Raw genomic sequence first — 24,992 nt, forward strand, 5'->3', positions numbered from 1 at the left:
GGAGCGACGGGTGGCCGAGACCTAATCTCCAGCCGTCTTCCTCGGAGAGCGGCAGCATGGGCATTGCCTGGGTGTTTCCTGGCCAGGGCTCACAAAAAATCGGCATGGCTGAGGCCGTGCTGGAGCTTCCTGGAGCCCAGCAGCGCTTCGAGCAAGCGTCAGCCCTGCTGGGCCGCGACCTGCTGGCCATCTGCGCGGGCACGGCAGACGGGTCATCCGAGGGCGAGCCATCCGACCTCAACGACACCCGCAACACCCAGCCGGCCCTGTTCGTAATCGAAAGCCTGCTGGCTGATGGGCTCAAGGCCCAGGGGCGCACGGCCCAGGTGGTGGCAGGCCACAGCCTCGGCGAGCTGGTGGCTTTGCACGTGGCCGGGGTGTTTGACTTCGCCACCGGCCTGGCGCTGATGAAAACCCGCAGCACCTTGATGGCCGCCGCGGGCGGCGGCGCCATGACGGCCGTGATGGGCTTCGATCGCGGCGAGCTGGAGGCCCTGGTGGCCGCTAACGATGGCGTGGTGATCGCCAACGACAACAGCAGCGCCCAGGTGGTGCTCTCCGGCAGCCCGGAAGCGGTGGCGGCCGTGAGTGGCCAGCTCCAGTGCAAGCGGGCCATTCCCTTGGCGGTGAGCGGCGCCTTCCATTCCCCCTTCATGGCTGATGCAGCCGCCGCCTTTGCCGCCGAGCTGGAGGCGGTGCCCTTCGCCGATGCGGCGATCCCGGTGCTCAGCAACACCGATCCCACCCCGGAAACCAGCGGCCCAGCCCTCAAGGCCCGCCTGATTCACCAGATGACCACCGGCGTGCGCTGGCGCGAAACCATGGAGCAGTTCAGCGCCCTGGGCATCAGCACCGCTGTGGAGATCGGCCCCGGCGCCGTGCTCAGCGGGCTGATCAAGCGCAGCTGCGACGGCATCACCACCGCCCAGATCGGCGGCGGCGCTGACCTGGGGCTGGGAATCGGCCTGTGAATCGCCCTGTCGCTGCCGTTAGGCGGGCCCTGCGCCGCCGCAAACCGGCAGAGCCGCCGGCCCTGATCCGCACACCCCGGCCCAGCCTCACCTACCGGCTGATCAGCTACCTGCTGGTGTTTCCGGTGTACCGGTTGCTGTTCCGGGGCCGCACCGCTGGCAACGCCAACGTGCCGATGGAAGGCGCCTTGGTGGTGGTGGCCAACCACGGTTCTCACCTCGATCCACCGCTGCTGGGCCATGCCCTCGGCCGTCCCGTGGCTTTCATGGCCAAGGCTGAGCTGTTTCGGGTGCCGATCCTGGGGCCGATCATCCGCGCCTGCGGGGCCTATCCGGTGTCCCGCGGCGCCAGCGACCGCGAGGCGATCCGCACCGCCACCGACCGACTGCTGGAGGGTTGGGCCACCGGCGTGTTCATCGACGGCAGCCGCCAGAGCAACGGCCGGGTCAACGATCCCCAGGCCGGTGCAGCCCTGCTGGCAGCCCGGGCCGGTGTGCCCCTGCTGCCGGTGGCGATCATCAACAGCCACCGGGCTCTCGGCCCAGGCCAGAAGGGCGCCCGCCTGGTGCCGATCCACATCCGCATCGGCACGCCGATCCCACCACCCGCCTCGCGTCGCCGCCCCGACCTCGACGACGCCACCGCCGCCTGCCAGGCCCAGATCAATGCCCTCCTGGATCAGGGCCTGATCAGCGGGCGGCAGCTGGCCCCAGGCCTGGAACGCGCTGCGTTGCCGCCCAGCTCTTGAGGTCGCGGCCACTCAGCACCCACAGGGCCGCCCGAAGCCCATCGCCCCAGATCTTGCGGCGCCCCTCAGGCTGACAGCGATCGGCGCAGTCGACGGACTCGGGCGTGAGGTGAATGCCGCGGCTGCCCGCCACAATCCGGCCCACCAGCAGGGCCCGATCCATGTGGTCGCTGCTGGTCACCAGCAGGGCATGACGGATGCGGGCGCGGCGAAGATCGTCCACCAGAGAGGTGAAGTTGGAGAGGGTGTCGCGGGCGCGGTAGTCGAGTTGCACCTGGCTGGGCGGCAGCCCCTGGCGTTGCTCAAACAACCAGCGGGCGTACTCAGGATTGCTGCCGCCACTCACCACCACCGGCAGGCCCTGACGGGCTGCCAGGGCCGCAGCCCGCTGCTCCCGCGCCACATCGCCGCCGAGCACCAGGATCATCTGGGGTGGCGGCGGGGCCGGCCTCCACCATCCGCGGGATAGCCAGATCAGGCCTCCCGCCAGCAGCAGCACCACCCCCACCCGGGGCCGGAGGAGCGGCCGACTGGAACGGCGGTGGCGCCGAGGCCGTTGGGGTGCTCGCCCCATCAGAGCCCGGCCACCGGCGAGGTGGGATAGAGCGGCAACACGGGCTGCCAGGGGGCCTCCAGACCCTGGACGTGGGCCCGCACGCTGAGCTCCAGCAACTGCGCCACATCGTCGGGCAGCTGGGCGGCGGATGGCAGCTGCGGGCCCGGCGGCACGGGCGTGCCCGGGGCGAACAACCGCGGCGCCTCCAACTCGAGGCAGCCCGCCCCGGCACCGCCGGGCGCTGGGGCATAGAGGCCCGCCACCACACCGCGACGGGGCAGCTCCTGCACCAGCCAGGTGGGCTCCCTGATCCCCAGGCGCTGGGCCACCAGCAGAAAACTGCCCACCCCATCGAGGGGAAGCTGCAGCTGCTGGGCCAGGGTGCGGGCCAGCACCACGGTGAGCCTGGTGCCGGTGAAGCCCCCTGGCCCCGTGGCCACCGCCAGACGGGTGAGCTGGGGCCATTGGTGGGCCGGCAACACCTGCTCGACGCAGCTGAGCAGCTGGTTGGAAAGGCCGCGACCGAGCGGGAAGGCACGCACCTCGCCGCCGCCCGAGCCGGCATCAAGCCAGCGCACCCCCACGCCGAGCACCTCGCTGGAACTGTGCAAAGCCAAGACAGCACCCATCACCAGCACCTCATCGGGGCAGGGCAGCGCCGGGGCACAACCGCTGCCAGCGGCCTGCATCACGCTGGAAGCTGGCGCAGGCCCGCACATCCCATTCCACGCCCACGCCGCCCTGGGGCAAATCCTGCACCTGCACGTGGATCCGCGGCTCCTCGGGCGTGAAATCGGGCTGGAGGGCAAGGTGGGGCACACCGTGCTGCCGCTCCACCGCGTGGTAGGCCTGACAGCGGTCGACCCAGCGGCAATCCACGCAGATGCACATGCTGCCCAGGCCGAGCCAGGCGCCCATTGTGACGGCTGACCGTTCTGCCGGCGAGGTGGCTCACCAGCTGTGGCAGCGCCTGCTGGCCGAGCCCTGGCCGCTGCCGCTGGCGGCGCTGCCACCAGGCACAGCCCTGGTGGGGGGCGCCATCCGGGATGCCCTGCTGGGCCGCCTCGCGCCCCAACCCGACCTCGACTTCGTGGTGGAGGGCGATGCCATCACCCTGGCCCGCCAGCTGGCCCGGCACCACGGCGGCAGCGCCGTGGTGCTCGATGCCGACCATGGCATCGCCCGGCTCGTGGTGAAGGGCTGGAACATCGACCTGGCCCAGCGGGACGGCGCGACCCTGGAGGCCGACCTGGGTCGCCGGGATTACACCGTCAATGCCATGGCCCTGCCCCTGCCCGCCAGCGCAGGCAGCCCAGCCGGCTTGGTGGATCCCACCGGTGGCCTCGCTCACCTGCAGCGCCACCAACTGGTGGCCGTGAGCGAAGCCAACCTGCTGGCCGACCCCCTGCGGCTGCTGCGGGGCATCCGCCTGGCCTGCAGCCTCGAGTTCAGCCTGGAGCCCACCAGCCAAGCCTGGATTGAGCGCCATGCGAGCCAGCTGAGCGCAGTGGCCGGCGAGCGGGTGCTGGCGGAGCTGGAGAAGCTGGCCGAGGCCCCCGCAGGAGAGCGGGGCTTGGTGCTCGCCCTGCGCTGCGGACTGGTGCAGGGCTGGCACGCCGATGCCGCCGCCGCCCCGGCCTTGAGCGCCCTCAGCCAGGAGCAGGCGCAGCGGCAGGGGCTGCTGGACGCCGAAGTGGCCTGGGCCCTGCCGCTGGCGCGGCTCAGCGCCCTGCTACCCCCCGAGGCCCTGATGGCACTGCGCAGCAGCCGAAAGCTGCAGCAGCGCTGCCGGGCCCTGCGGCGCTGGCGTGGGGAACTGGAGGATGCCGGCGGCTGGACTGGGCTGGCGGAGCCCAACCGCGTGGCACTGCATCGGGACCTGGACGGCGATCTGCCCGCCCTGCTGTTGCTGCTGACCCAGCCCCCCGGCAACCTGTTGGAACGCTGGCGCAACCCCCACGATCCGCTGCTGCATCCACGCCCGCCGCTGGATGGCCGCCAACTCCAACAGCAGTTGGGGATCCCGGCCGGACCCGAGCTGGGGCGGCTGCTGGATCACCTCACCCTGGAGCGGGCCTTCGGCCGACTGGGAGACGGCCCGAAGGAGCGCTCCACGGCCCTGGCGGCAGCACAACGCTGGTGGATGCAGCAGAAAGGGAGCGACGGGCTGGACAGCCGGCGTGATTAACTTTCTGAGCAAAGGCGCATCGAGAGGCTTCTCCTCGCCTGCAGAAAGTTTTTCCTACCCCTTCCCCATGAGCATTCGCCTCTACGTCGGCAACCTGCCGCAGACCTTCGATGCCAAGGAGCTTGAGGCTCTGTTCAGCGCCGTGGGCGAAGGGGTGCGCTTCAAGGCCGTCAACGATCGTGACACCGGCGCTTGCCGTGGTTTCGGCTTTGCCAACGTTGACGATCAGAAGCTGGCCGACACCGTGATCGAGCAGCTCAACGGCAAGGACTTCGGCGGCAACGCCCTGCGGATCGAGGTCTCTGAGCGCAAGGACAGCCGCAGCGCAGCCCCCAGCGAGCGCCGCAACGGCAGCGCTCCCACCGCAGCCCGCAAGGCCGTCAACAAGGTGGTGCATGCCGACAACGTCGATAGCGAAGCCCCCGATCCCCGCTGGGCCGGCGAACTGGCCAAGCTCAAGTCACTGCTGGCCAACCAAACGGCCGCAGTCTGACCACCCCCATCCCCTGGACCTGGCAAGACCACAGGATTCACTTGGTGGAGGCCGGCGATCCCGGCAACAGCACCAAGGTGCTGTTGATCCATGGCTTCGGCGCCTCCGTGGGTCACTGGCGTCACAACGTGCCGGCATTGGCGCGCCAGGCCCATGTTCTGGCGGTTGATCTGCTGGGCTTCGGTGCCAGTGACAAACCACGCTCCCGGCTGGCCGACGAACCCGAGCAGCCGGGCGCCGTGCAGTACAACTTCGACCTCTGGGGTCAGCTGGTGGCCGATCTGGTGCGCGAGCGGTTGCTTCCGCACGGGGCAGGTACAGCCCCACGCGTGCACCTGGTGGGCAACTCGATCGGCGCCATGGTTGCTCTGACGGCCGCCAGAGTGCTGTTGCGCGAGGGCACCCCACCGGCCCAGGTGGTGTTGATCGACTGCGCCCAGCGCACCCTCGACGACAAACGGGCCGCCCAACTCCCAGGCTGGGAGCGGGCCAGTCGCCCCCTGGTGAAAAGCCTGGTGCGGCAACGCTGGGTGATCGCCCCCCTGTTTCGCCTGCTGGCCAAGCCGGCTTTTATCCGCAGCGTGCTGGCGCGGGCCTACCCCAGCGGAGCCAACATTGACGACGCACTGGTGACCCTGCTGCATCGCCCCAGCACCGATCCCGGGGCCACCGAAAGCTTCCGAGGCTTCGTCAACCTGTTCAACGACCACCTGGCCCCGCAGCTGCTCGCCGATCTCACTGCCGCCGACCCACCAGTGCCGGTACGGATGCTCTGGGGCGAAGCCGACCCCTGGGAAGATCCCGCCGAAGCCAGCCGCTGGGCTGACAGCTTTGCCTGCATCCAAGAGCTGAACGTGCTGCCAGGGCTGGGCCACTGCCCCCACGATGAAGCGCCTGAGCAGGTGAATCCAATCCTGCTCAACTGGATTGGCCAAGCCTGATCAGCTCAGCGCGCCTGGGCGATCACAAACGACCGCGGCAGATCCAGAAATTTGCCTGAGGTGGGCACATAGGCCCGGTGGTTGAACACGTCGTAATCCAGTTCCTCGATCACATCGAGGATGCCGCGATACAGGCGCAGCGATGCCCAAACCGGCCAGCGGGCATCGGGCGCCAGCCAGCGCACGCCTGCCTCTGAACGGGCGAACCAGTCGCGGGCGCGGGCAAGCTGAAACCGCATCAATTCACGCCAGCTGTCGTTGAGGGTGCCGGTCATCAGCTCAGCCTCGCTGTAGCCGAAACGGGTGAGGTCCTCCTGGGGCAGATAGATGCGGCCGCGGCCGCGATCTTCACCCACATCGCGCAGGATGTTGGTGAGCTGATTGGCGATCCCCAGCGCCACAGCGGCCTCGCTGGTGTCGGGCCGCGCACTCCATGGAGCTGAGGTGTAGGCGGGATCCACGCCCATTACCTCCTGGGTCATCAGGCCCACGGTGCCCGCAACCCGATAGCAATAAAGCTTGAGCTGCTCAAACGTGGCGTAGCGGCTGGTGGTGAGGTCCATCCGCATCCCCTCGATCATGTCGAGATAGGGCTGGATCGGTTGGGGGTAGCGCTCGATCGTGTCAACCATCACCCGATCCAGGCCATCCCGCACCTTGCCCGCGAACAGTTCCCGGGTGCGCCGCTCCCAGCTGTCCAACCGGGCCGCCAGCTCCTCCACCGGGCGAGCCATCGCCTCCGGGCTGTCCATCAGCTCATCCGTGCGGCGGCACCACACGTAAATCGCCCAGATCGCCCGCCGCTTGGGAGAGGGCATCAGCAGGGTGCCCAGATAAAAGGTTTTGGCCCACTCCGCCGTCTCGCGGCGGCAGGCCTCATAGGCCTCCTCCAGGTTTGGAACCGAGGAAACAACCACGCTCAGACCGCCACCGGGACCCCTGCCGCCGACTGGGCCACGGGGGACGTGGCGATCGCCTGGGCGCACTGCTTACCGCTGAGCACCGCTCCTTCCATCGACGCCAGGTAGCGCTGCATCGTGTAGCAGCCGGCCAGAAAGAAGTTGGGGATTGGCGACGCCTGGTCGGGCCTGAGCTGCTGGCAACCCGGCACGGTTTTGTAAACCGACAGGGGCGTTTTCACCACGATCGACTTGCGCAGCTGGGCCTGGTTGTCTCCGGTGAAGTGCATCGGGAACAGGCGCTTCAGCTCCTCCATGGTGGCGGCCACGATTTCCTCATCGGGGCGACCGATCCAATCCTTGGCCGGGGCAAACACCAACTCCAACATGGAACGCTCAGGGTCTTCATATTCCTTGCAGGTGTTGCTCATGTCGGCATAAACGCTCAGCAGCGGGCTGCGGCTGAACAGCAGATGATCGATCTCGGTGAGCTTGCGGTCAAACCAGAGGTGGATGTTAATCACCGGCACACCATTGAGGCCATCGAGCTTCTTGAAATAAGGAATTTCCTTCCAGGGCTCGGGCAGCAGCAGCTTGAAGGGATCCACCGGCATGGCACTGACATAGGCATCCGCCGTGAGCGTGCGCGGCTCCTGGCCCTTGATGCCACCGATCTGGAACGCCTTCACGCTGCCGTCGGCATTGAGCTCGATCTGGCGCAGGGGGGCGTTGAGGTGCACCTCACCACCACGGGCTTCGATGTAATCGACGATTGGCTGGCACAGCCGCTGAGGCGGGTTGCCATCGAGAAACGCCATCTTGGAGCCATCGCTCTCCTGCAGGAAGCGGTTGAGGGCAGTCAGCACCACCGTGCTGGAGATCTCCTCAGGATCAATGAAGTTCAGCGCCTTGGCCATGGCGATGAACACCTCGTCATTCACCCGCTCGGGGATGTTGTGCAGCCGCAGCCACTCGGTCCAGGAGTATTGATCGCACTCCTCCACGTACTGCTGACCGCGCAGCATCGCCGGCACGAGGCCGAGGCCGAAGGAGATCTTCTCGGGCCAGGTGAGCAAGTCGTTGTTGCCGAGGATCGCGGCCACCCCATTGAAAGGGGCTGGGATATCAGGAAAGTCGAAGCGGCTGTAGGTGCCGGGGGTTTCCTTCTGGTTGAAGATCATCGAGTGGCTCTTCCACTGCAGACGGTCTTCGATGTCCAGCTCCTTAAACAGCTGGCGCATGTTGCGGTAGGCGCCGAAAAAGATGTGCAGACCGGTCTCGTACCAGTCGCCGTCTTCGTCCTGCCAGGCCGCAACCTTGCCGCCCAGCACATCTCGAGCCTCCACCACCACCGGGGTGTGGCCGGCATCACAGAGGTATTTGGCACACGACAACCCGGCCAGTCCTGCTCCGGCGATGACGACGCGCATACCCATCCTTGAATCCAATGACAACCTTAAAGGGGGGCTTCCGACCTTCGCGGCCTGGAGGGTTTCTAGAGTTGGCTGATCGGGTGCCCGCAACTGCTTCCCCATGGCCGACTTAAGCCCTGCCGACCCTCTCACTGCTGCAGCTCCGAACGCAGAGACCCTGCTGAAGTCCACAACCCGTCACGTGCGGCTGTTCACAGCCCGGGTTGACAACGGCAATTTGGTGGCGGATCCCAGCCAGCTCACCATGGATGTGGATCCAGACAACGAATTCCTCTGGGACGCCCCGGTGCTGGCCAAGGTGCAGGAGCGCTTCCGGGAGCTGGTGGCAGCCCAGGCCGGCGCCGACCTCACGGAATACACCCTGCGCCAGATCGGCTCAGAGCTCGAAGGTCTGATCCGCCAGCTGCTGCAGGCCGGGGAGCTTCGCTACAACTCGGATGCCCGCGTGCTCAACTACTCCATGGGCCTGCCCCGCAGCACCGAAACCCTGTGAGCCGCTCCCGCCCGTCCGACTACGGCAATGGCCGCTCCGGCGGCAGTCGATCCAGCAGCGGTCGCTACGCCGAGGAGCGTTTTGACGACGACCGCTATGGCCCTGGGTCCTATGGGCGAGGAGAACCGCGGCGGCCAGCAGGGCGCAGCGGGGGTGGGGGCAAGGGCGCTCCAGGGGGCGGCCCCGGTGGCAACGGACCTGGTGGCAACGGCCCCTTTCAATTCAACGTAGGAACCCTGGCGATCCTGGCCGGCGTGCTGGTGGTGGGCATCGGCATCGGCACTGCGATCTCCAGCACCACCCAGGGCGACCAGGGCAACATCGCCAGCTCCCAGCAGCTCGACTTGGCTGTGCCCGATCCGGAATTCTGCAAGCAGTGGGGCGCCAGCGCCTTCGTGATGGACATCGAGCTCTACACGACCATGAACCCCAGCTCGAGTTTTGTGACCCAGCCGGCACTCAAGCCGGGCTGCGTGATCCGCCGGGAGAACTGGAGCGTGCTGCAGAAGGAAGGGGCCGTTACCGCCGAGCAGATGCGGCAGTGCAAGCAGCGGATGAACACCTTCGCCTACATCGGCTCGGTCAAGGACAAACCGATCGTGCGCTGCGTGTATCAGACCGACATCAGCGAGAACAAATTCCTCACCAAGGGCGTCGCTGACGACACCGTGGGCATCACCCCTGAAGCCGATCAGTTCTGAGTGGCAGCGGCAGGGGTCTCCTGCTGCAGCGGCCGGCGCAGGGGGCTATCGGGGCTGGCGAACACCGGCAGCACCTCCTTGCGGAAGGCATCGGCGGCCCGTGAGCAATAGCGGGCCGGGTGGGTGATCAACTTCAACTGGCGGCGCACCAGCAGATCAGCCACCTGGGGGCGGTGCAGCGTGCCGGCCGAAAGCTCCCGCTCGATCGACACCACCGGCAGGAACGCAGCCCCCAAGCCCGACTGCACGGCGTTTTTGATCGCCTCAAAGGAGTTGAGCTCCATCTCGATCTTGAGGCGGCCCACATCGAGGCCGGAGCGGGCCAGCAGCTGGTCGACCATCTTGCGGGTCGTCGACTGGGCATCAAGACAGACAAAGCCCAGTCGGTAGAGGTCGTCCTTGGTGAGCTCGGGCAGGCGGGCCAGGGGGTGCTTCACCGGCAGCACCAGGGCCAGTTCGTCGCTGGCATAGGGCACCACCTGCAGCAGCTCACCGAGCTCGGTGGGCAGCTCGCCGCCGATGATGGCCAGATCAACCTGGCCATTGGCCACGCTCCAGCCCGTGCGTCGGGTGCTGTGCACCTGCAGCTGCACGGCCACCTCCGGGTATTTCTGGCGGAACAGGCCAATCATCCGCGGCATCAGATAGGTGCCGGTGGTCTGGCTGGCGCCCACGATCAACGAGCCACCGCGAAGATTGTGCAGGTCTTCCAGGGCTCGACAGGCCTCCTGGCACTGGCTGAGGATCCGGTCGCAGTAGCTGAGCAGCAGGTGGCCGGCCTCGGTGAGCTGGGCCTTGCGCCCACCGCGATCAAACAGGCTGACGCTCAGCTGCTTCTCCAGGTTCTGGATCTGCAGACTCACCGCCGGCTGGGTGACGTACAAACTGTCGGCGGCCTTCTTGAAGCTGCCCTCCGAGGCGATAGCCCGCAGGATGCGGAGCTGATCAAGGGTGAAAGGCAGATCTGCCATCGGGTTGCCTGGGTGGGCCTGGGCCTGCCGGCTGGCGAGGAGAAAACTCTAGGGGGGAAGTTGGGCAGCGAGAATCAGAAACTTCACAACTCCCCACCCGGCCTGTGCCCCCCAGCTCTCTCCACCACAGCAGTTGGGTGATGCTCGGCCTGCTGCTGGCCTTCGCCGTGATCCACAGCGGGGGCGCCTCGCTGCGGGCCTGGGGCGTGGAGCGCATCGGTGAGCGGGCCTGGCGGCTGTTGTTTGCCGCCGTGAGCATTCCCTCGGCAGTGGTGGTAATCGGCTACTTCCTGGCCCACCGCTACGACGGCATCCGCCTCTGGAACCTGCAAGACCAGCCCTGGATCGTGCCGCTGGTGTGGACCGGCACCGCCATCAGCTTCCTGTTTCTGTATCCAGCCACCTACAACCTGCTGGAGATCCCGGCGGTGCTCAAACCCCAGGTGCGGCTCTACGCCACGGGAATCATCCGCATCAGCCGCCACCCCCAGGCCGTCGGACAGATCCTCTGGTGCGCCACCCACCTGCTCTGGATCGGCAGCAGCTTCATGGTGGCCACTTGCGCCGGCCTGATCGCCCACCACCTGTTTGCGGTGTGGAACGGCGACCGTCGCCTGGCCAACCGCTTCGGGGCTGCCTTCGAGGAACTCAAGGCCAGCACCTCGGTGCTTCCCTTCAAGGCCGTGCTCGATGGCCGCCAGCAGCTGGTGCTCTCCGAATTCCTGCGGCCGGCCCAGCTGGGCATCGGCATTGCCGTGGCGGTGTTCTGGTGGGCCCACCGCTACATCGGCCTTGGAGCCACCGCCTTCTCCCGGTCGGCCCTGGGCCACTGGCTGGCCTGAGGGTTGGCCTGATGGGCGCCCCCGCACAGGGCAGAGGCCCAACCTGAACGGCTGCCTACACTTCCCCCAACCAGCCTGCGCCGCATGCCGTCAGCCGCCGAACTCGCCTGGTTGATCCCGGTGCTGCCCCTGGCCGGAGCCTGTCTGACGGGCCTGGGGCTGATCAGCTTTAACCGCACCGTCAATCGGCTGCGCAAACCCGTGGCCTGGCTGCTGATCAGCTGCGTTGGCGCCGCGGCGGTGCTCAGCTATGCCGTGCTGGCCCAGCAGCTGGCCGGAGCCGGCCCCACCGAGGTGCTGTTCAACTGGGCCAGCGCCGGCACGTTCAACCTGCAGATGGGCTTCCGGGTGGATGCCCTCGGAGCGGTGATGCTGTCGCTGGTCACCACCATCGCCGTGCTGGTGATGGTCTATTCCGATGGCTACATGGCCCACGACAAGGGCTACGTGCGCTTCTTCACCTATCTGGCCCTGTTCAGCAGCTCGATGCTGGGCCTGGTGATCAGCCCCAACCTGCTGGAGATTTACGTGTTCTGGGAGCTGGTGGGCATGTGCTCCTACCTGCTCGTGGGCTTCTGGTACGACCGCGACGGCGCCGCCAATGCCGCCCAGAAAGCCTTCGTGGTGAACCGTGTGGGCGACTTCGGCCTACTGCTGGGGATCCTCGGCCTGTTCTGGGCCACCGGCAGCTTCGGCTTTGAAGAGATCGGCAGCCGGCTGCAGGAGGCCGTGGCCGGCGGCAGTCTCTCCAACGCTGCGGCAATCCTGCTGTGCCTGCTGGTGTTCATGGGCCCGATGGCCAAATCGGCCCAGTTCCCCCTGCATGTGTGGCTGCCCGATGCCATGGAGGGCCCGACGCCGATCTCAGCCCTGATCCACGCCGCCACGATGGTGGCCGCCGGCGTGTTCCTGGTGGCCCGGTTGCAGCCGGTGTACGAGCCCTTCCCGGCGGTGCAGGCCACGATTGCGGTGATTGGCACGATCACCCTGTTTCTGGGGGCCTCGATCGCCCTCACCCAGATGGACCTCAAGAAGGGGTTGGCCTACAGCACCGTCTCCCAGCTCGGTTACATGATGCTGGCGATGGGTTGCGGCGCCCCGGTGGCGGGCATGTTCCACCTCGTCACCCACGCCTTCTTCAAGGCGATGCTGTTTTTAGGCTCCGGCTCGGTGATCCACGCCATGGAAGAGGTGGTGGGCCATGAGCCGGTGCTGGCCCAGGACATGCGCCTGATGGGCGGCCTGCGCAAGTTCATGCCGATCACCAGCACCACCTTCTTCATCGGCTGCATTGCCATCAGCGGCATTCCGCCCTTGGCAGGCTTCTGGAGCAAGGACGAAATCCTGGGGGTGGCCTTCGGCCAGTTCCCGATCCTGTGGGTGGCCGGTTTCGTCACCGCCGGCATGACGGCGTTCTACATGTTCCGGCTGTACTTCCTCACCTTTGAAGGCGAGTTCCGCGGCGGCGACAAGGCGATGGCAGCCCAACTGATGGCGGCTGCCGGTAAAACCGCTGAGGACCACGGCGATGACCATGGCCACAGCGAAGACCGTGGTCACAGCCAAGCCAAGCACCCCCACGAATCCGGCTGGCAGATGGCCATGCCCCTGGCGGTGCTGGCGGTGCCGTCGGCGCTGATCGGCCTGCTCGGCACCCCGTGGAACAGCCGCTTCGGCAATCTGCTGGATCCCCAGGAGGCCGCCGAAGTGGCCGAGCACTTCAGCTGGGGGGAGTTTCTGCCCCTCGCCGGAGCCTCGGTCGGCATCTCCGTGGCCGGCATCAGCGTGGCGGTGCTGGCCTACGCCCTGCACAAACTCGATCTGGGCACCGCGGTGGCGGCCCGCTTCCCGGCCGTCAACGCCTTCCTGGCCAACAAGTGGTATCTCGATGCCATCAACGACAAGTTGTTCGTGCAGGGCAGCCGCAAGCTGGCCCGCCAGGTGCTGGAGGTGGACTCGAAGGTGGTGGATGGGGTCGTCAACCTCACAGGCTTGGTGACCCTCGGCAGCGGCGAGGGTCTCAAGTACTTCGAAACCGGCCGGGCCCAGTTCTATGCCCTGATCGTGTTTGGCGGTGTCATCGCTCTGGTGGTGTTGTTCGGCTCGCTGGGCTGAGCGCAACCGCTCAGCCCAGCGAGCCGAACACCGCCGAGGGGCCGGCTCTCTAGCCAACCAGCACCCTCCCTCCAGCGCACAGAGCCCTCTCCCCCAGCTTTGCGCGCCCTTGGCCGTGCAGGCGGCGTGAGCGCGCAGCGCGTGACGCCAGCACGGCCAAGGGCGCGCAAAAAACCAACGGTCTGTGTGACTCCCCGCATCACAACAGGGACAGGCCGGCTGGAATTTCTACACTCCGCCAAACGGTGAGGCCTGGTTCGTGCCCTTCCCCTGGTTGAGCGCGTCGATCCTGTTCCCGATCGCCGCCGCCCTGCTCATCCCCTTCATTCCAGATGCCGGCGATGGCAAGCGTGTGCGCTGGTATGCCCTCGGCGTCGCACTGACCACCTTCCTGCTCACGGTGGGGGGCTACCTCAACGGCTACGACCCCTCGGTGGAGGGGCTGCAACTGGTGGAACGGGTGCAGTGGCTACCCAGCCTGGGTCTGGCCTGGTCGGTGGGGGCCGACGGCATCTCGATGCCGCTGATCTTGCTCACCAGCTTCATCACGGCCTTGGCGGCCCTGGCGGCCTGGCCGGTGACGTTCAAGCCGAAACTCTTCTTTTTCCTGCTGCTGGCCATGGATGGCGGCCAGATCGCGGTGTTCGCGGTGCAGGACATGCTGCTGTTCTTCCTGGCCTGGGAGCTGGAGCTGCTGCCGGTGTATCTGCTGCTGGCCATCTGGGGCGGCAAGAAGCGCCAGTACGCCGCCACCAAGTTCATCCTCTATACGGCCGGCAGCTCGCTGTTCATCCTGGTGGTGGGCCTGGCGATGGCCTTCTACGGCGGGGGCACTCCCAGCTTCGAGTACACGGTCCTGATGGCCAAGGACTTCTCGACGAAGTTCCAGCTCTTTGCCTATGCCGGCCTGCTGATCGCCTTCGGGGTGAAGCTGCCGATCGTGCCGCTGCACACCTGGCTTCCCGATGCCCACGGCGAGGCCACGGCGCCGGTGCACATGCTTCTGGCCGGCATCCTGCTCAAAATGGGCGGTTACGCCCTGCTGCGCTTCAACGTGCAGCTGCTGCCGGAAGGCCACGCCCAGTTTGCGCCGCTGCTGGTGGTGCTGGGGGTGGTGAACATCATCTATGCCGCGCTCACCTCGTTTGCCCAGCGCAACCTCAAACGCAAGATCGCCTACAGCTCGATCAGCCACATGGGCTTCGTGCTGATTGGCATCGGCAGCTTCAGTGCCCTCGGCACCAGCGGCGCCATGCTGCAGATGATCAGCCACGGCCTGATCGGGGCCAGCCTGTTCTTCCTGGTGGGCGCCACCTACGACCGCACCCACACCCTGCAGCTCGACGAGATGGGCGGCGTCGGCCAGACGATGCGCAAGATGTTTGCTCTCTGGACCATCTGCTCCCTGGCCTCCCTGGCCCTCCCAGGCATGAGCGGCTTCGTGAGCGAGCTGATGGTGTTCACCGGCTTCGTCACCAGTGAGGCCTATTCCCTCAGCTTCCGCATCGTCATGGCGGCGCTGGCGGCGGTGGGGGTGATCCTCACTCCAGTCTACCTGCTCTCGATGCTGCGGGAAATCTTCTTCGGCAAGGAAAACGCCGAGCTGGCATCCCACACCCACTTGGTGGATGCCGAACCGCGCGAGATCTACGTGGTGAGCTGCCTGCTGGTGCCGATCGTGGGCATCGGCCTCTATCCCCGGATCATGACCGACACCTACCGCGCCTCCATCGAAGCGCTGGTGCAACGGGAAACCACGGCGCTGGCCAAGGTGATCCAGCCCCCGCCGGGCGATCTGATCCGCCAGCCACTGCTGGTGGCCCCGCCCCTGCCGGCCTGACCCACCAACACCGGAGGGCGGTAACAAAACTGTGCAGATCGACGCCAGGACATGCCACCCCCGGCTGCCCTCCTTACGCTCCTGCTCAGCTCTGGAGCTCCGCGCCACCCGCCTCTCCACCGCGACGCCCCTGGGAGACCCCGCGATGAAACAGCTGAACTTCCTGCTGATCTTCAGCTTCGGCCTGGCCACGGTGATGTTCACCCTGGAAAACACGGCCCCCACCACGGTCCACTTCTTGCCCGGACTGAGCGGCACCCTGCCCTTGGCGGCGCTGCTGTTGCTGGTGGGCGGCGTCGGCGCTGCTGCCGCCTGGGTGTTTGCCGTGTGGACCGGCGTGGTGCGCAAGGTGGAAACACTGCAGAACCAGAGCGAATTTGCCGCCCAGCAGGTGCGGATCCAGGAGCTGGAAAACGACCTCCAGCGCTATCGGGCCACCGTCGATGCCCAATTAGGACTGTTGCCCGCCGCTGGCGAGAGCTCGGCTCCCAGTGATCCTGGCCAGGCTGAAGAGGCCGCCCGCAGCGAGTCGATGACGGTGTCGGTGAGCTGAAGGCCCAGCCCAGCGCAGGCACCACCGGTAGTGGCCGGACGGCGCCGCTAGCCCGGTTCAGGCAATACCGGTAGCGTATCCATCATTCACATTGGATTGAAAGAGCGGATTGGCTGAAGGAGGCGCCAGGCTGGCCATCCGTCTGCTGCAAGACGCAGCGGAGCGGGGCGAACTCGACCCGTGGGACGTGGACGTGATCGCCGTGGTGGATGGCTTCCTCGACCAACTGCGCCAGCGCATCGAAGTGCCGCGCCTGGTGGCCGCGGCAGGGGCGAGCCGGGGCGGCAGCTACGAGCAGGATCTGGCCGAAACCAGCGAGGCCTTCCTGGCCGCTTCGGTGCTGGTGAGCCTCAAGGCCGAGGTGCTCGAGGCGGCCACCTTCCCGCCGGAACCCCTCGACGATCAGGACTTCGGCTTTGACTTCGACGCCGATGGCCAGGGCTGGCTGGTGAGCCCGGGGATGGAACTGCCGCAGCGTCCGGAACGGCACCTCTGGCGCCGCCCTGTGGCGCCCCCGCCCCTGCAGCGCCCCGTGACCCTGGGGGAGTTGATCCGCCAGCTGGAGGACATCGCCGAGCGGCTGGAGCAGGACGAGGGCCGCACCCGGCAGCGCCATCGCCCCAAGCGCTACAGCGAACGGGCCGCGATCGAACAGGTGGCCGCCCTGGCCCACCGCGAAAAACTGCCGGAAACCACCGCCGCGCTCAGCCAGTTCTTGCTCGGCTGGGAACCGGCCCATGACTGGGCTGCCTTCAACGACCTCGTGCAGGATTGGGCTGCCAACGTGGAGTCGCGGCGCGCCGATGCCGACTTAGACCGCGATCGGGTGGGCGTGTTCTGGGCCCTGCTGTTTCTCTGCCACCAGGGCAAGGTGGACCTCGACCAACAGGGTGGGCTGTTTGGGCCGCTGCGGCTCAGGCGCCTGCTTAGCGCCGGCGAAAGCCGCCAGCTGCCCCTCGTGCCAGAGATCGGGGCGGCGGAAACGCTGATGGCAGCCTGAGCAAGCCGACTAGGCTGGTTGCTCCGACCGATGTGAGCAAACGCCGATGAAGGCGATGATCCTGGCGGCCGGCAAGGGAACACGGGTGCGTCCCATCACGCACACCATTCCCAAGCCGATGATCCCCATCCTGCAGAAACCCGTGATGGAGTTTCTGCTGGAGCTGCTGCGGGAGCACGGCTTCACCGAGATCATGGTGAACGTCTCCCACCTCGCCGAGGAGATCGAAAACTACTTCCGCGATGGCCAGCGCTTCGGCGTGGAGATTGCCTACAGCTTCGAAGGTCGGATTGAAGATGGCGAGCTGATCGGCGACGCCCTGGGCTCAGCCGGAGGCCTCAAGAAGATTCAGAACTTCCAGCACTTCTTCGACGACACCTTTGTGGTGCTCTGCGGCGATGCCTTGATCGACCTGGATCTCAGCGAAGCGGTACGCCGCCACAAGGCCAAGGGAGCCATGGCCAGCCTGATCACCAAACGGGTCCCCAAAGACCAGGTGAGCAGCTACGGCGTGGTGGTCACCGACGACGACGGTCGGGTGCGCTCCTTCCAGGAAAAGCCGGCGGTGGATGAAGCCGCCAGCGACATGATCAACACCGGCATCTACATCTTTGAGCCCGAAGTGCTCGACTTTGTGCCGAGTGACCAGCCCTTCGACATCGGCTCCGACCTCTTCCCCAAGCTGGTGCAAGCAGGGGCGGCCTTCTACGCCCTGCCGATGGAGTTTGAGTGGGTGGATATCGGCAAGGTGCCCGACTATTGGCAGGCGATCCGCAGCGTGTTGCAGGGCCAGGTGCGCCAGGTGCAGATTCCGGGCAAGGAAGTGCGCCCGGGGGTGTTTGCCGGCCTCAACGTGGCGGCTGACTGGGACCAGATCAAGGTGACAGGCCCCATCTATGTGGGCGGCATGACCCGCATCGAGAACGGTGCCACGATCATTGGCCCGGCGATGATCGGCCCCAACTGCCACATCTGCGAGGGGGCCACGATCGACAACTCGATCATCTTTGACTACTCGCGCATCGGAGCGGGGGTGCGGCTGGTGGAGAAGCTGGTGTTTGGCCGCTACTGCGTCGACCGCAACGGCGACCACTTCGACCTGCAGGAAGCTGCCCTCGACTGGCTGATCACCGACGTGCGCCGTCAGGATGTGGTGGCTCCTTCACCCCAGCAGAAGGCCATGGCCGAGCTGCTCGGCACCGACCTGGCCCTGAGCAACGCCAGCTAAGCAGGCTGCAGGGGGGCCAGGCCGGCCTGCTGCAGGATCGCTGGAATCTTTTCCTCGGCCTTGATCGCCATCAGGTGCACCCCCTGGGCGATCTGCAGATAGTCCGCCACCTGTTCCGCCGCAATCGCCACACCCTCAGCCGCCGGATCCGCCGCCGCAGCCAGCCTGTCGATCACGGCCTGGGGAATGTTGGCCCCTGGCACCACCCGGTTGATGAAGGCCGCATTGCGGGCCGACTTGAGCAGAAACACCCCGGCCAACACCGGCAGCTCCAAGGGGGCCGCGAGCTCGCCCACAAAGCGCTTGAGGGCTTCGGCGTCCATCACCATCTGGGTTTGCACGAAGCGCGCTCCAGCCTGCTTCTTTCGCGCCAGGCGGCTCTTGAGGCCACTCCAGCTGGGCGACTGGGGATCGGCCGCAGCACCGGCAAACAGGGCGGTGGGCCCATCGGGCAACAGTCCCTGCACCGGATCCTCGCCCGCGTTGAACTGCTGCACCAACTGCAGCAGCCGCACCGCCTCCAGCTCATTCACCGGACGGGCTCCAGGCTGATCCCCGGCCCGCACCGGATCACCGGTGAGACAGAGCACATTGCGCACACCCAGGGCATGGGCGCCCAGCAGATCGGCCTGCAGGGCAATGCGGTTGCGATCGCGGCAGGCCAGCTGCAGCACGGGCTCGATCCCCGCATCCAGCAGCAGTCGACACAGGGCCAGGCTGCTCATCCGCATCACGGCGCGGCTGCCGTCGGTGACGTTGACAGCATGCACCCAGCCCCGCAGGGCCCCAGCGGCCTCCAGGGCACGGGATGGGTCTGCGCCTCGAGGCGGCATCACCTCGGCGGTGAGGGCTGGTTCACCGCTGGCCAGGGCCTGTTGAAACAGCAAGCCAAACCGTTCTTATCGGACCCATCATGGAACAACGCCCTGCCTACAGTGGGGTTCAGCCTGCGGCCTGGGCCAATGGATTCCGATCGCTCCACGGCTGGCTCACTGGGCCAGGGCCGCCATGACCTCTCGGAGCGGGAAATCGAAATCATCGAGCTGGTAGCCGAGGGGCTCACCAACCAGGAGATCGCCGCTACGCTCACCATCAGCAAGCGCACCGTGGACAACCACGTGAGCAACATTTTCACCAAAACCGGCGCCAAAAATCGCGTAGCCCTGCTGAATTGGGCCATGGATCACGGCAAGATCTGCCGGGATGGCTTCAATTGCTGCGCAATCGACGGCAGAAAGGCTCAGGCCAACTGACGGTCAGGCAGCCGGGGCCGCCTCCAAGGGAGTGGATCCATCATCGGCAAGCGCCGCCAGGCTGTAGCCATCAGTCCCGAGCCCGAACAACTCGGCATAGGCCAGGCAGTCGGCTTGATCACGCCCAGTAAAACGCAGCATGCCCTGGTTGTCGTAGAGACCGGTCACGCAGCGTCTTTGGAATTTCTTCGGATTTATCTTACGGCCTCAAGCAGCTCTCGCCGTTGAGCCTCAGGCCAATGGGCCAGGGGGGAGCGCGCCAGGGCCGCATTGCTGAGTTCGTGGCGGCCGGTCAGTTCACGGACGCACCAGGCAGGGGGCTCCAGCTCCACCAGGCTGCGCTCCCATGTGGCGGGCGCCAGCTCCACTTCTGCCACCACGAGCGGGGCATTCTCCGCCTCAAACACATCCAGCACCCACTCACCGCCAGGCAGATCCAGCCCGTAGCGCCACTTGCTGAGCCGCTGGGGAGCCAGGGCCAGCAGAGCCTCGGCATCGCCGGCGGGAATGGGGTACTCGAATTCGTGGCGCACCAGGCCCTCCGGCAACGCAACCGCCGCCGCGGGCAGCCCCCCTGGTCGCGCCTTGAGGGTGAGCCAGGCTCCTGCCACGGCGGGCACCCCACTGGCGCTGCGCACCCGCACGGTGACGCCATCGGCCGCCGCCACCAGGTAGCCCTGCTGCAGCCAGGCCTGCCAGCGGATGTGCTGGCGCCAGTCGTCACCCTGAACCAGAAAGCGCCGTTCGATTTCCAGGGCCATGGCACACCTCAGCAGGGGGCCTAATTGTGGGAGGGCTCGACAGCCGTAAGGCTGCCGGCCCAATGCAGCTTGTGGGTGAGGGTGCGGTAATACGACGGGCTCTGCTCCAGCAGCACCTGCAGTGCGGGATGGGGACTGCGCTCCACCACGGCCCGATCCCCCGGCTCCAGCACCGTGGCATGGGCGCCGTCTTTCCAGAGCTTCACCCGGCGGCTGGTTTCCCCCAGGGGCCACACCGAAAGCTGGGCCCGCGGCGGCACCACCACAGCGCGGCTGGAGAGGCTCATCGGGCAGATCGGATTGACCACGATCGCCTCGATACCGGGGTGGAGGATGGGCCCGCCAGCCGCCATCGAATAGCCGGTGGAGCCGGTGGGGGTGGCAATGATCAAGCCGTCGCCGCGGTATTGATCCACCACTTCGCCGTCGATCTCCAGCTCGAGCACGCAAGTGGGAGACACCTCATCGAGGCAGGGCCGAAAATAGAAATCGTTGAGGGCCAGGTGGGGGCCATCGGCCTGGTCCACCCCATCACCGCGGTCGATGTGGGCTTGCAGCATCATCCGGCGCTCAAGAGCAAACCGGTCGTTGCGCAGACGCTCCCAGAGGCTCTCCTCCTCCGACTTGCCGGCATCAGCGCTGAGGCGCAGGAAGCGGCGGTCGTGGGTCAGAAAACCCAGGTGGCCACCGACATTGAAGCTGAGGATCGGCACATCCAGGGGGGCCAAATGACGGGCGGCACCAAGCACGGTGCCATCACCGCCCAGCACCAGGGCCAGATCGGGCAGATGGGCTTCGGTGGCCAGCAGGCCGGGAAAGGGGTTGCGGGCCAGGCCACTGGAGGCCACCACCACATGCACCCCCTGGGCCGCCAGGTCTTCGGCGCAGCGCTTGGCCTGGCGATGGGCAGCCTGGCTGCCCGACCGTGAAATCAACCAGACCCTCTCAAGCCGCATCGGGGAAGGGCCGGGTTACCAACGCAGCAGATTGAAGCGCTCCATGTCAACCGTCTCCCGGTTGCGGTAGAGGGAGAGCAGGATTGCCAGACCCACAGCCGCCTCCGCCGCCGCCACGGTGATCACGAAGATGGCAAACACCTGACCGCGAATCAGCTGGCCATCGAGATAGCTGGAGAAGGCCATCAGATTGATGTTCACCGCATTGAGCATCAGCTCAATGCTCATCAACACCCGCACCGCATTGCGGCTGTTGATCAAACCCCAGACTCCCGTGCAGAACAACACGGCAGCCAGGGCCAGATAGGCCTGCAGGGGGATGGTGCTGGGAAGGGTGATCTCCATGGAGCTGGGGGGGATGAGCAGATGGGTCGGTGGGGACTGGATCAAGCAGACGGGGGATCAAACGCCCCCTCAACGGGGAGACTTTTCCAGCAGCAACGGAGTGCGCTCCTTCTCGATCAGGCCCTGATCCGCCGCTTCGCCGGTGATCACATCGCTGCTGAGCACATCGCGGCGCGCCAGCACGATCGCACCGATCATCGACATCAACAGCAGCACCGAGGCCAGCTCAAAGGGCAGCAGATAGTCGCTGAACAGGTGTTCGCCGATCCGGATGGTCGCCTCCTCACCAACCGGCTCGGGTCCAGGCAGGGCCCAGGGCGTGGTGAAGGCCACCCGGATCAGCAACACAAACAGACCACCGCAGACGGCGCCCGACAACAGACGACGCACCCCCAGGCCTGGAATGGCCGCGAGGTTTTCCTTCTTGTTCACGAGCATGATCGCGAACAGGATCAACACGTTGACAGCGCCCACATAGACGAGCACCTGGGCAGCTGCCACGAAGCTGGCATTGAGCAGCAGGTACAGACCCGCGACCGACAGAAACACCCCGCCCAGCAGAAAGGCGGAGTAGACGATGTTGGGCAGCAAAACCACCCCAAGGGCCCCGAGCACAAGCGTGGCGGAGAGGGCCACGAAACAGATCAGCTGGGTGGTGGAGGCGATGGTCATGACGCGTCTCCGCTGGGCTGGGAGGGAGCTTTGGGCTCGGCTTTCGGCAGGGTTTCGAGCACCTGCTCCGGCAGTTTGCCGGCGCGGGGGGCTGTGTCGGGCACGCCGTGGGGATCCATCACTCCCTTGGGCAGGTAGACCAACTCCCGCAATGGCACCACCGCAGGGTCGCTGGTCACGCTGGTGGGCAGACGACCCAAGGCAATGTTGTCGTAGTTGAGGCTGTGGCGGTCGAAGGTGGACAGCTCGTATTCCTCGGTCATCGATAGGCAGTTGGTGGGGCAGTACTCCACACAATTGCCGCAGAAGATGCACACCCCGAAATCGATCGAATAGTTGCGCAGCTCCTTCTTCTTGGTGGCCTTGTTCATCACCCAATCCACCACCGGCAGATTGATCGGGCAGACCCGCACACACACCTCGCAGGCGATGCACTTGTCGAATTCGTAGTGGATCCGGCCGCGGTAGCGCTCCGAGGGGATCAGCTTCTCGTAGGGGTACTGGACGGTGACCGGCCGGCGCCGTAGGTGGTCAAAGGTCACCGCCAGACCCTGGGTCATGTACTGGGCCGCACCCACAGCATCGCGGGTGTAGTCGCCGACTTTCTTGAGGAACCCAAACATGGAGCTGGCTCTGAGGGGGAATGCGGTCGGAGAGTGTCAGCCCATGATGGCTGGTCTGGAGTGGGGCCGGGCCGGAGGCCTGCCGAAACAGGGGGTCAACCGCCGAAGGCCATCGGGAAGGCGAGCTTGAGGGCCGCGGTGATCAGCAGGTTGACGAGGGCAATCGGCAGCAGAAACTTCCAGCCCAAGTCGAGCAGCTGGTCGATCCGCACCCGCGGTGTGGTCCAGCGCAGCAGGATGGCCAGAAACACCAGCAGGTAGGCCTTGAGCACGGTCATGACGATGCCCACGGAGCCGGTGATCAGCTGCACCAAGGGCGCATCGATCGGCTGACCCAGCCAACCGGCCAGCCACTCCACCGGAATCGGGAAGCCCCAGCCACCCAGGTAGAGCACCGACACCAGCAGGGCCGAGAGCACCAGGTTGATGTAGCTGCCCAGATAGAAGAGGGCAAACTTCATGCCGGAGTACTCGGTCTGGTAGCCAGCCACCAGCTCCTCTTCGGCCTCCGGTAGGTCAAAGGGAAGGCGCTCGCATTCAGCCAGGGCGCAGATCCAGAAGATCACGAAGCCCACCGGCTGGCGCCAGATGTTCCAGCTGAGGATGCCGGCCCCGGTCTGCTGGTTGACGATGTCAACGGTGCTGAGCGAGTTGCTCATCATCACCACCGCCAGCACGGCCAGGGCCAGGGGGATCTCGTAGCTGATCGACTGGGCAGCGGCTCGCAGGCCACCTAAAAGGGAGTACTTGTTGTTTGAGGCATAGCCGCTCATCAGCAGGCCGATCGGCTGAATGCTGCTGAGCGAGATCCACAGGAAAATGCCGATCCCCACGTTGCTGATCAGCAGGTGCTGCCCGAAGGGCACCACCAGCCAGCTGAGGATCACCGGGATCAGCACCAGCACTGGCCCCAGGGTGAACAGCAGGCCATCAGCCTTGGCCGGGATGATGTCTTCCTTGAAGACGAGCTTGATGCCGTCAGCGATCGGCTGCAGCACACCGAGGGCACCGGCATATTCCGGGCCGATGCGCTGCTGCACGGCGGCGGAGATCTTGCGCTCCAGCCACACGTTCACCAGCACACCCACCACAGCGGCGACCAGCACCAGCACCATCGGCAGCGGCAGCCAGAGCATGTGGGCCGCAGCCGGGCTCAGCCCTAGCCCTTGCAGGGCCTGCTCAAAGCTGGCTTCCAGATCCAGGCCTGGAGCCGTGTTGGTCAGCATGGCGGCAGCTCAGATGGGGGCAACTTAGCGGGCACCAATGGGCTGCCAGTCTCTCCCAGCCTCACCGGTATAAATCTGGGAGGGTCGATAGATGCGGTTGGCACCCAGCTGCTCCTTCCAATGGGCCAGCCAACCAGCTGTGCGGGCAATGGCGAAAATCGGCGTGAACAGGTCTTCCGGGATGCCGAGCTTGCGATACACCAGGCCTGAATAGAAGTCGACGTTGGGGAAGATGCCCTTGGGTCCCAGGCGCTGGGTGGCGGCCTCCTCGAGCTTACGGGCCAGGTCGTACATCGGGTCGTGGCCGAAGCGATCGAACAGCTCCTCAGCCAGTTTCTGCAGGATCACGGCCCTGGGATCCTTGACCTTGTACTCACGGTGGCCGAAACCCATGATCTTCTGCTTGCCAGCGATCGCCCGATCCAGCCAGGGCTCCACCTGATCTTCCGTGCCGATGCTCTCCAGCATCTCCAGCACGTCTTCGTTGGCTCCGCCGTGCAGGGGGCCCGCCAGGGTGCCCACCGCCGAGGCCACCACGGCGTAGGGGTCGGTGAGGGTGCTGGCCGTCACCCGGGCGCTGAAGGTGCTGGCATTGAGGCTGTGCTCGGCGTGCAGGATCAGGCAGGCATCAAAGATGCGGGCCGCCAGGGGGTCGGGTTCCCGCTCCGTGAGCATGTAGAGAAAATTGGCCGCATAGGCCAGGTCGTCGCGGGGCTGGATCGGGTCCTGGCCCTTACGGATCAGCTGGAACGCCGCCACCATCGTCGGGATCTTGGCGATCAGCCGCACCACCGCCGAAACGATGTATTCGGGGTTGTCCAGAGCGCGCCTGGAATAAAAGAGCCCCAACGACGCCGCACTGCTCTGCAGGGCATCCATCGGATGTCCGCCTGAGGGGAAGCACTTCATCATGTCGCGGATGCGGAAGCTCACCCGCCGGTGCATCTGCACCTCGTGCTCAAACTCCCGCAACTGATCCGACGTGGGCAGCTCACCCCAGATCAGCAGATAGGCCGTTTCCAGGAAGGTGCTCTGAGAGGCCAGCTCATCCACGCGGTAGCCGCGGTAGGTCAACACCCCCAGCTGGCCGTCGATGTCGCAGATCGACGACTGGGTGGCCGGCACCCCTTCCAACCCAGGGCGAAAAAGGCTCGGGGCCTGAGCTCCGCTTGCTGCCATGCGC

General features: G+C 66.2%; 29 protein-coding genes. 14 read left to right on the plus strand and 15 right to left on the minus strand.

What is annotated here, in order from left to right; genetic code table 11:
- Positions 1 to 56: 56 nt before the first annotated feature.
- Both fabD and CJZ78_RS08675 read left to right on the plus strand, forming a co-directional pair.
- Entirely contained in the window at positions 57 to 971 is a 915-nt protein-coding gene (fabD, locus tag CJZ78_RS08670; RefSeq protein ID WP_094560716.1) for an ACP S-malonyltransferase, read from the plus strand.
- A complete protein-coding gene (locus CJZ78_RS08675) occupies positions 968 to 1,720 on the plus strand; it encodes a 1-acyl-sn-glycerol-3-phosphate acyltransferase (protein ID WP_094560718.1) in 753 nt (250 codons plus the stop codon). The genes fabD and CJZ78_RS08675 overlap by 4 nt, the downstream gene beginning before the upstream one ends.
- Here CJZ78_RS08675 and CJZ78_RS08680 read toward each other — a convergent pair.
- Genes CJZ78_RS08680 through CJZ78_RS08690 form a run of 3 tightly spaced genes read right to left on the minus strand, consistent with a single transcriptional unit; the run spans position 1,662 to position 3,167 of the window.
- A complete protein-coding gene (locus CJZ78_RS08680) occupies positions 1,662 to 2,294 on the minus strand; it encodes a YdcF family protein (RefSeq protein ID WP_094560720.1) in 633 nt (210 codons plus the stop codon). The genes CJZ78_RS08675 and CJZ78_RS08680 overlap by 59 nt on opposite strands.
- The gene (tsaB, locus tag CJZ78_RS08685) at positions 2,294 to 2,965 is read right to left on the minus strand and encodes a tRNA (adenosine(37)-N6)-threonylcarbamoyltransferase complex dimerization subunit type 1 TsaB (RefSeq protein ID WP_369802039.1); all 672 of its coding nucleotides are present in this window, start codon (positions 2,963 to 2,965) and stop codon (positions 2,294 to 2,296) included. The genes CJZ78_RS08680 and tsaB overlap by 1 nt, the downstream gene beginning before the upstream one ends.
- Entirely contained in the window at positions 2,916 to 3,167 is a 252-nt protein-coding gene (locus CJZ78_RS08690) for a Ycf34 family protein (protein ID WP_094560722.1), read from the minus strand. Before CJZ78_RS08690 ends, tsaB begins: the two co-directional genes overlap by 50 nt.
- 28 nt (positions 3,168 to 3,195) lie before the next feature.
- Between CJZ78_RS08690 and CJZ78_RS08695 the strand changes: the two genes are divergently transcribed.
- From CJZ78_RS08695 to CJZ78_RS08705, 3 genes are all read left to right on the plus strand, one after another.
- Positions 3,196 to 4,464: a CCA tRNA nucleotidyltransferase gene (locus CJZ78_RS08695; RefSeq protein WP_233128616.1), complete on the plus strand. Its 1,269-nt coding sequence runs from the start codon at positions 3,196 to 3,198 to the stop codon at positions 4,462 to 4,464.
- 67 nt (positions 4,465 to 4,531) lie between these two features.
- A complete protein-coding gene (locus tag CJZ78_RS08700) occupies positions 4,532 to 4,957 on the plus strand; it encodes an RNA-binding protein (protein WP_094560726.1) in 426 nt (141 codons plus the stop codon).
- Between the two features lie 44 nt (positions 4,958 to 5,001).
- Positions 5,002 to 5,898 carry an alpha/beta fold hydrolase gene (locus CJZ78_RS08705; protein WP_233128617.1) on the plus strand — a complete coding sequence of 299 codons (897 nt, stop codon included), beginning with the start codon at positions 5,002 to 5,004 and terminating at the stop codon, positions 5,896 to 5,898.
- Positions 5,899 to 5,903: 5 nt separating this feature from the next.
- Here the strand turns inward: CJZ78_RS08705 and CJZ78_RS08710 are convergent, their stop codons facing one another.
- Both CJZ78_RS08710 and pds read right to left on the minus strand, forming a co-directional pair.
- The gene (locus CJZ78_RS08710; protein WP_369802040.1) at positions 5,904 to 6,815 is read right to left on the minus strand and encodes a phytoene synthase; all 912 of its coding nucleotides are present in this window, start codon (positions 6,813 to 6,815) and stop codon (positions 5,904 to 5,906) included.
- Between the two features lie 2 nt (positions 6,816 to 6,817).
- A complete protein-coding gene (gene pds, locus CJZ78_RS08715) occupies positions 6,818 to 8,227 on the minus strand; it encodes a 15-cis-phytoene desaturase (protein WP_094560728.1) in 1,410 nt (469 codons plus the stop codon).
- Positions 8,228 to 8,330: 103 nt separating this feature from the next.
- On the opposite strand from pds, the gene CJZ78_RS08720 reads away from it, so the two are divergent.
- Both CJZ78_RS08720 and CJZ78_RS08725 read left to right on the plus strand, forming a co-directional pair.
- Entirely contained in the window at positions 8,331 to 8,723 is a 393-nt protein-coding gene (locus CJZ78_RS08720; protein ID WP_094560730.1) for an NAD(P)H-quinone oxidoreductase subunit M, read from the plus strand.
- Positions 8,720 to 9,424 carry a DUF3172 domain-containing protein gene (locus CJZ78_RS08725; RefSeq protein ID WP_094560732.1) on the plus strand — a complete coding sequence of 235 codons (705 nt, stop codon included), beginning with the start codon at positions 8,720 to 8,722 and terminating at the stop codon, positions 9,422 to 9,424. Before CJZ78_RS08720 ends, CJZ78_RS08725 begins: the two co-directional genes overlap by 4 nt.
- On the opposite strand, the gene CJZ78_RS08730 is transcribed toward CJZ78_RS08725, so the two are convergent.
- Complete coding sequence (locus tag CJZ78_RS08730; protein WP_094560734.1) at positions 9,415 to 10,395, minus strand: LysR family transcriptional regulator; 981 nt, start codon at positions 10,393 to 10,395, stop codon at positions 9,415 to 9,417. The two genes, CJZ78_RS08725 and CJZ78_RS08730, sit on opposite strands and share 10 nt — an antisense overlap.
- Positions 10,396 to 10,535: 140 nt before the next feature.
- Here CJZ78_RS08730 and CJZ78_RS08735 point away from each other — a divergent pair, with 140 nt between their 5' ends.
- From CJZ78_RS08735 to CJZ78_RS08760, 6 genes are all read left to right on the plus strand, one after another.
- Entirely contained in the window at positions 10,536 to 11,237 is a 702-nt protein-coding gene (locus tag CJZ78_RS08735; RefSeq protein ID WP_094560910.1) for an NnrU family protein, read from the plus strand.
- 84 nt (positions 11,238 to 11,321) lie between these two features.
- On the plus strand, positions 11,322 to 13,352 hold the full coding sequence (locus CJZ78_RS08740) for an NAD(P)H-quinone oxidoreductase subunit 5 (protein WP_094560736.1): 2,031 nt from the start codon (positions 11,322 to 11,324) through the stop codon (positions 13,350 to 13,352).
- 259 nt (positions 13,353 to 13,611) lie between these two features.
- Positions 13,612 to 15,192, plus strand: a complete 1,581-nt coding sequence (locus CJZ78_RS08745; RefSeq protein ID WP_094560738.1) for an NAD(P)H-quinone oxidoreductase subunit 4 — start codon at positions 13,612 to 13,614, stop codon at positions 15,190 to 15,192.
- Positions 15,193 to 15,337: 145 nt separating this feature from the next.
- The gene (locus CJZ78_RS08750) at positions 15,338 to 15,745 is read left to right on the plus strand and encodes a lipopolysaccharide assembly protein LapA domain-containing protein (RefSeq protein ID WP_094560741.1); all 408 of its coding nucleotides are present in this window, start codon (positions 15,338 to 15,340) and stop codon (positions 15,743 to 15,745) included.
- Positions 15,746 to 15,854: 109 nt separating this feature from the next.
- Positions 15,855 to 16,745: a segregation/condensation protein A gene (locus CJZ78_RS08755; protein WP_094560743.1), complete on the plus strand. Its 891-nt coding sequence runs from the start codon at positions 15,855 to 15,857 to the stop codon at positions 16,743 to 16,745.
- 46 nt (positions 16,746 to 16,791) lie between these two features.
- Entirely contained in the window at positions 16,792 to 17,973 is a 1,182-nt protein-coding gene (locus CJZ78_RS08760; protein WP_094560745.1) for an NDP-sugar synthase, read from the plus strand.
- Here CJZ78_RS08760 and CJZ78_RS08765 read toward each other — a convergent pair.
- A complete protein-coding gene (locus tag CJZ78_RS08765; protein WP_233128626.1) occupies positions 17,970 to 18,806 on the minus strand; it encodes a methylenetetrahydrofolate reductase in 837 nt (278 codons plus the stop codon). The genes CJZ78_RS08760 and CJZ78_RS08765 overlap by 4 nt on opposite strands.
- 129 nt (positions 18,807 to 18,935) lie before the next feature.
- On the opposite strand from CJZ78_RS08765, the gene CJZ78_RS08770 reads away from it, so the two are divergent.
- Positions 18,936 to 19,226: a response regulator transcription factor gene (locus CJZ78_RS08770; RefSeq protein WP_094560749.1), complete on the plus strand. Its 291-nt coding sequence runs from the start codon at positions 18,936 to 18,938 to the stop codon at positions 19,224 to 19,226.
- 3 nt (positions 19,227 to 19,229) lie between these two features.
- Here CJZ78_RS08770 and CJZ78_RS14200 read toward each other — a convergent pair whose 3' ends face one another.
- From CJZ78_RS14200 to CJZ78_RS08805, 8 genes are all read right to left on the minus strand, one after another.
- Complete coding sequence (locus CJZ78_RS14200) at positions 19,230 to 19,394, minus strand: hypothetical protein (protein WP_198953872.1); 165 nt, start codon at positions 19,392 to 19,394, stop codon at positions 19,230 to 19,232.
- Positions 19,395 to 19,420: 26 nt separating this feature from the next.
- Complete coding sequence (locus tag CJZ78_RS08775) at positions 19,421 to 19,987, minus strand: CYTH domain-containing protein (protein ID WP_094560751.1); 567 nt, start codon at positions 19,985 to 19,987, stop codon at positions 19,421 to 19,423.
- 20 nt (positions 19,988 to 20,007) lie between these two features.
- Positions 20,008 to 20,943: an NAD(+) kinase gene (locus CJZ78_RS08780; RefSeq protein ID WP_094560753.1), complete on the minus strand. Its 936-nt coding sequence runs from the start codon at positions 20,941 to 20,943 to the stop codon at positions 20,008 to 20,010.
- A gap of 15 nt (positions 20,944 to 20,958) precedes the next feature.
- Complete coding sequence (gene nuoK, locus CJZ78_RS08785) at positions 20,959 to 21,288, minus strand: NADH-quinone oxidoreductase subunit NuoK (protein WP_094560755.1); 330 nt, start codon at positions 21,286 to 21,288, stop codon at positions 20,959 to 20,961.
- Between the two features lie 69 nt (positions 21,289 to 21,357).
- Positions 21,358 to 21,960: an NADH-quinone oxidoreductase subunit J gene (locus CJZ78_RS08790; RefSeq protein ID WP_094560757.1), complete on the minus strand. Its 603-nt coding sequence runs from the start codon at positions 21,958 to 21,960 to the stop codon at positions 21,358 to 21,360.
- Positions 21,957 to 22,583 (minus strand): NAD(P)H-quinone oxidoreductase subunit I, encoded by a 627-nt coding sequence (gene ndhI / locus CJZ78_RS08795; RefSeq protein ID WP_094560759.1) that lies wholly within the window; start codon positions 22,581 to 22,583, stop codon positions 21,957 to 21,959. The genes CJZ78_RS08790 and ndhI overlap by 4 nt, the downstream gene beginning before the upstream one ends.
- 95 nt (positions 22,584 to 22,678) lie before the next feature.
- Positions 22,679 to 23,809, minus strand: a complete 1,131-nt coding sequence (gene nuoH, locus CJZ78_RS08800; RefSeq protein ID WP_094560761.1) for an NADH-quinone oxidoreductase subunit NuoH — start codon at positions 23,807 to 23,809, stop codon at positions 22,679 to 22,681.
- Positions 23,810 to 23,833: 24 nt separating this feature from the next.
- On the minus strand, positions 23,834 to 24,988 hold the full coding sequence (locus CJZ78_RS08805) for a citrate synthase (protein ID WP_094560763.1): 1,155 nt from the start codon (positions 24,986 to 24,988) through the stop codon (positions 23,834 to 23,836).
- Positions 24,989 to 24,992 lie beyond the last annotated feature (4 nt).

Source organism: Synechococcus sp. 8F6 (genome assembly GCF_002252665.1).
Lineage (GTDB): Bacteria > Cyanobacteriota > Cyanobacteriia > PCC-6307 > Cyanobiaceae > Cyanobium_A.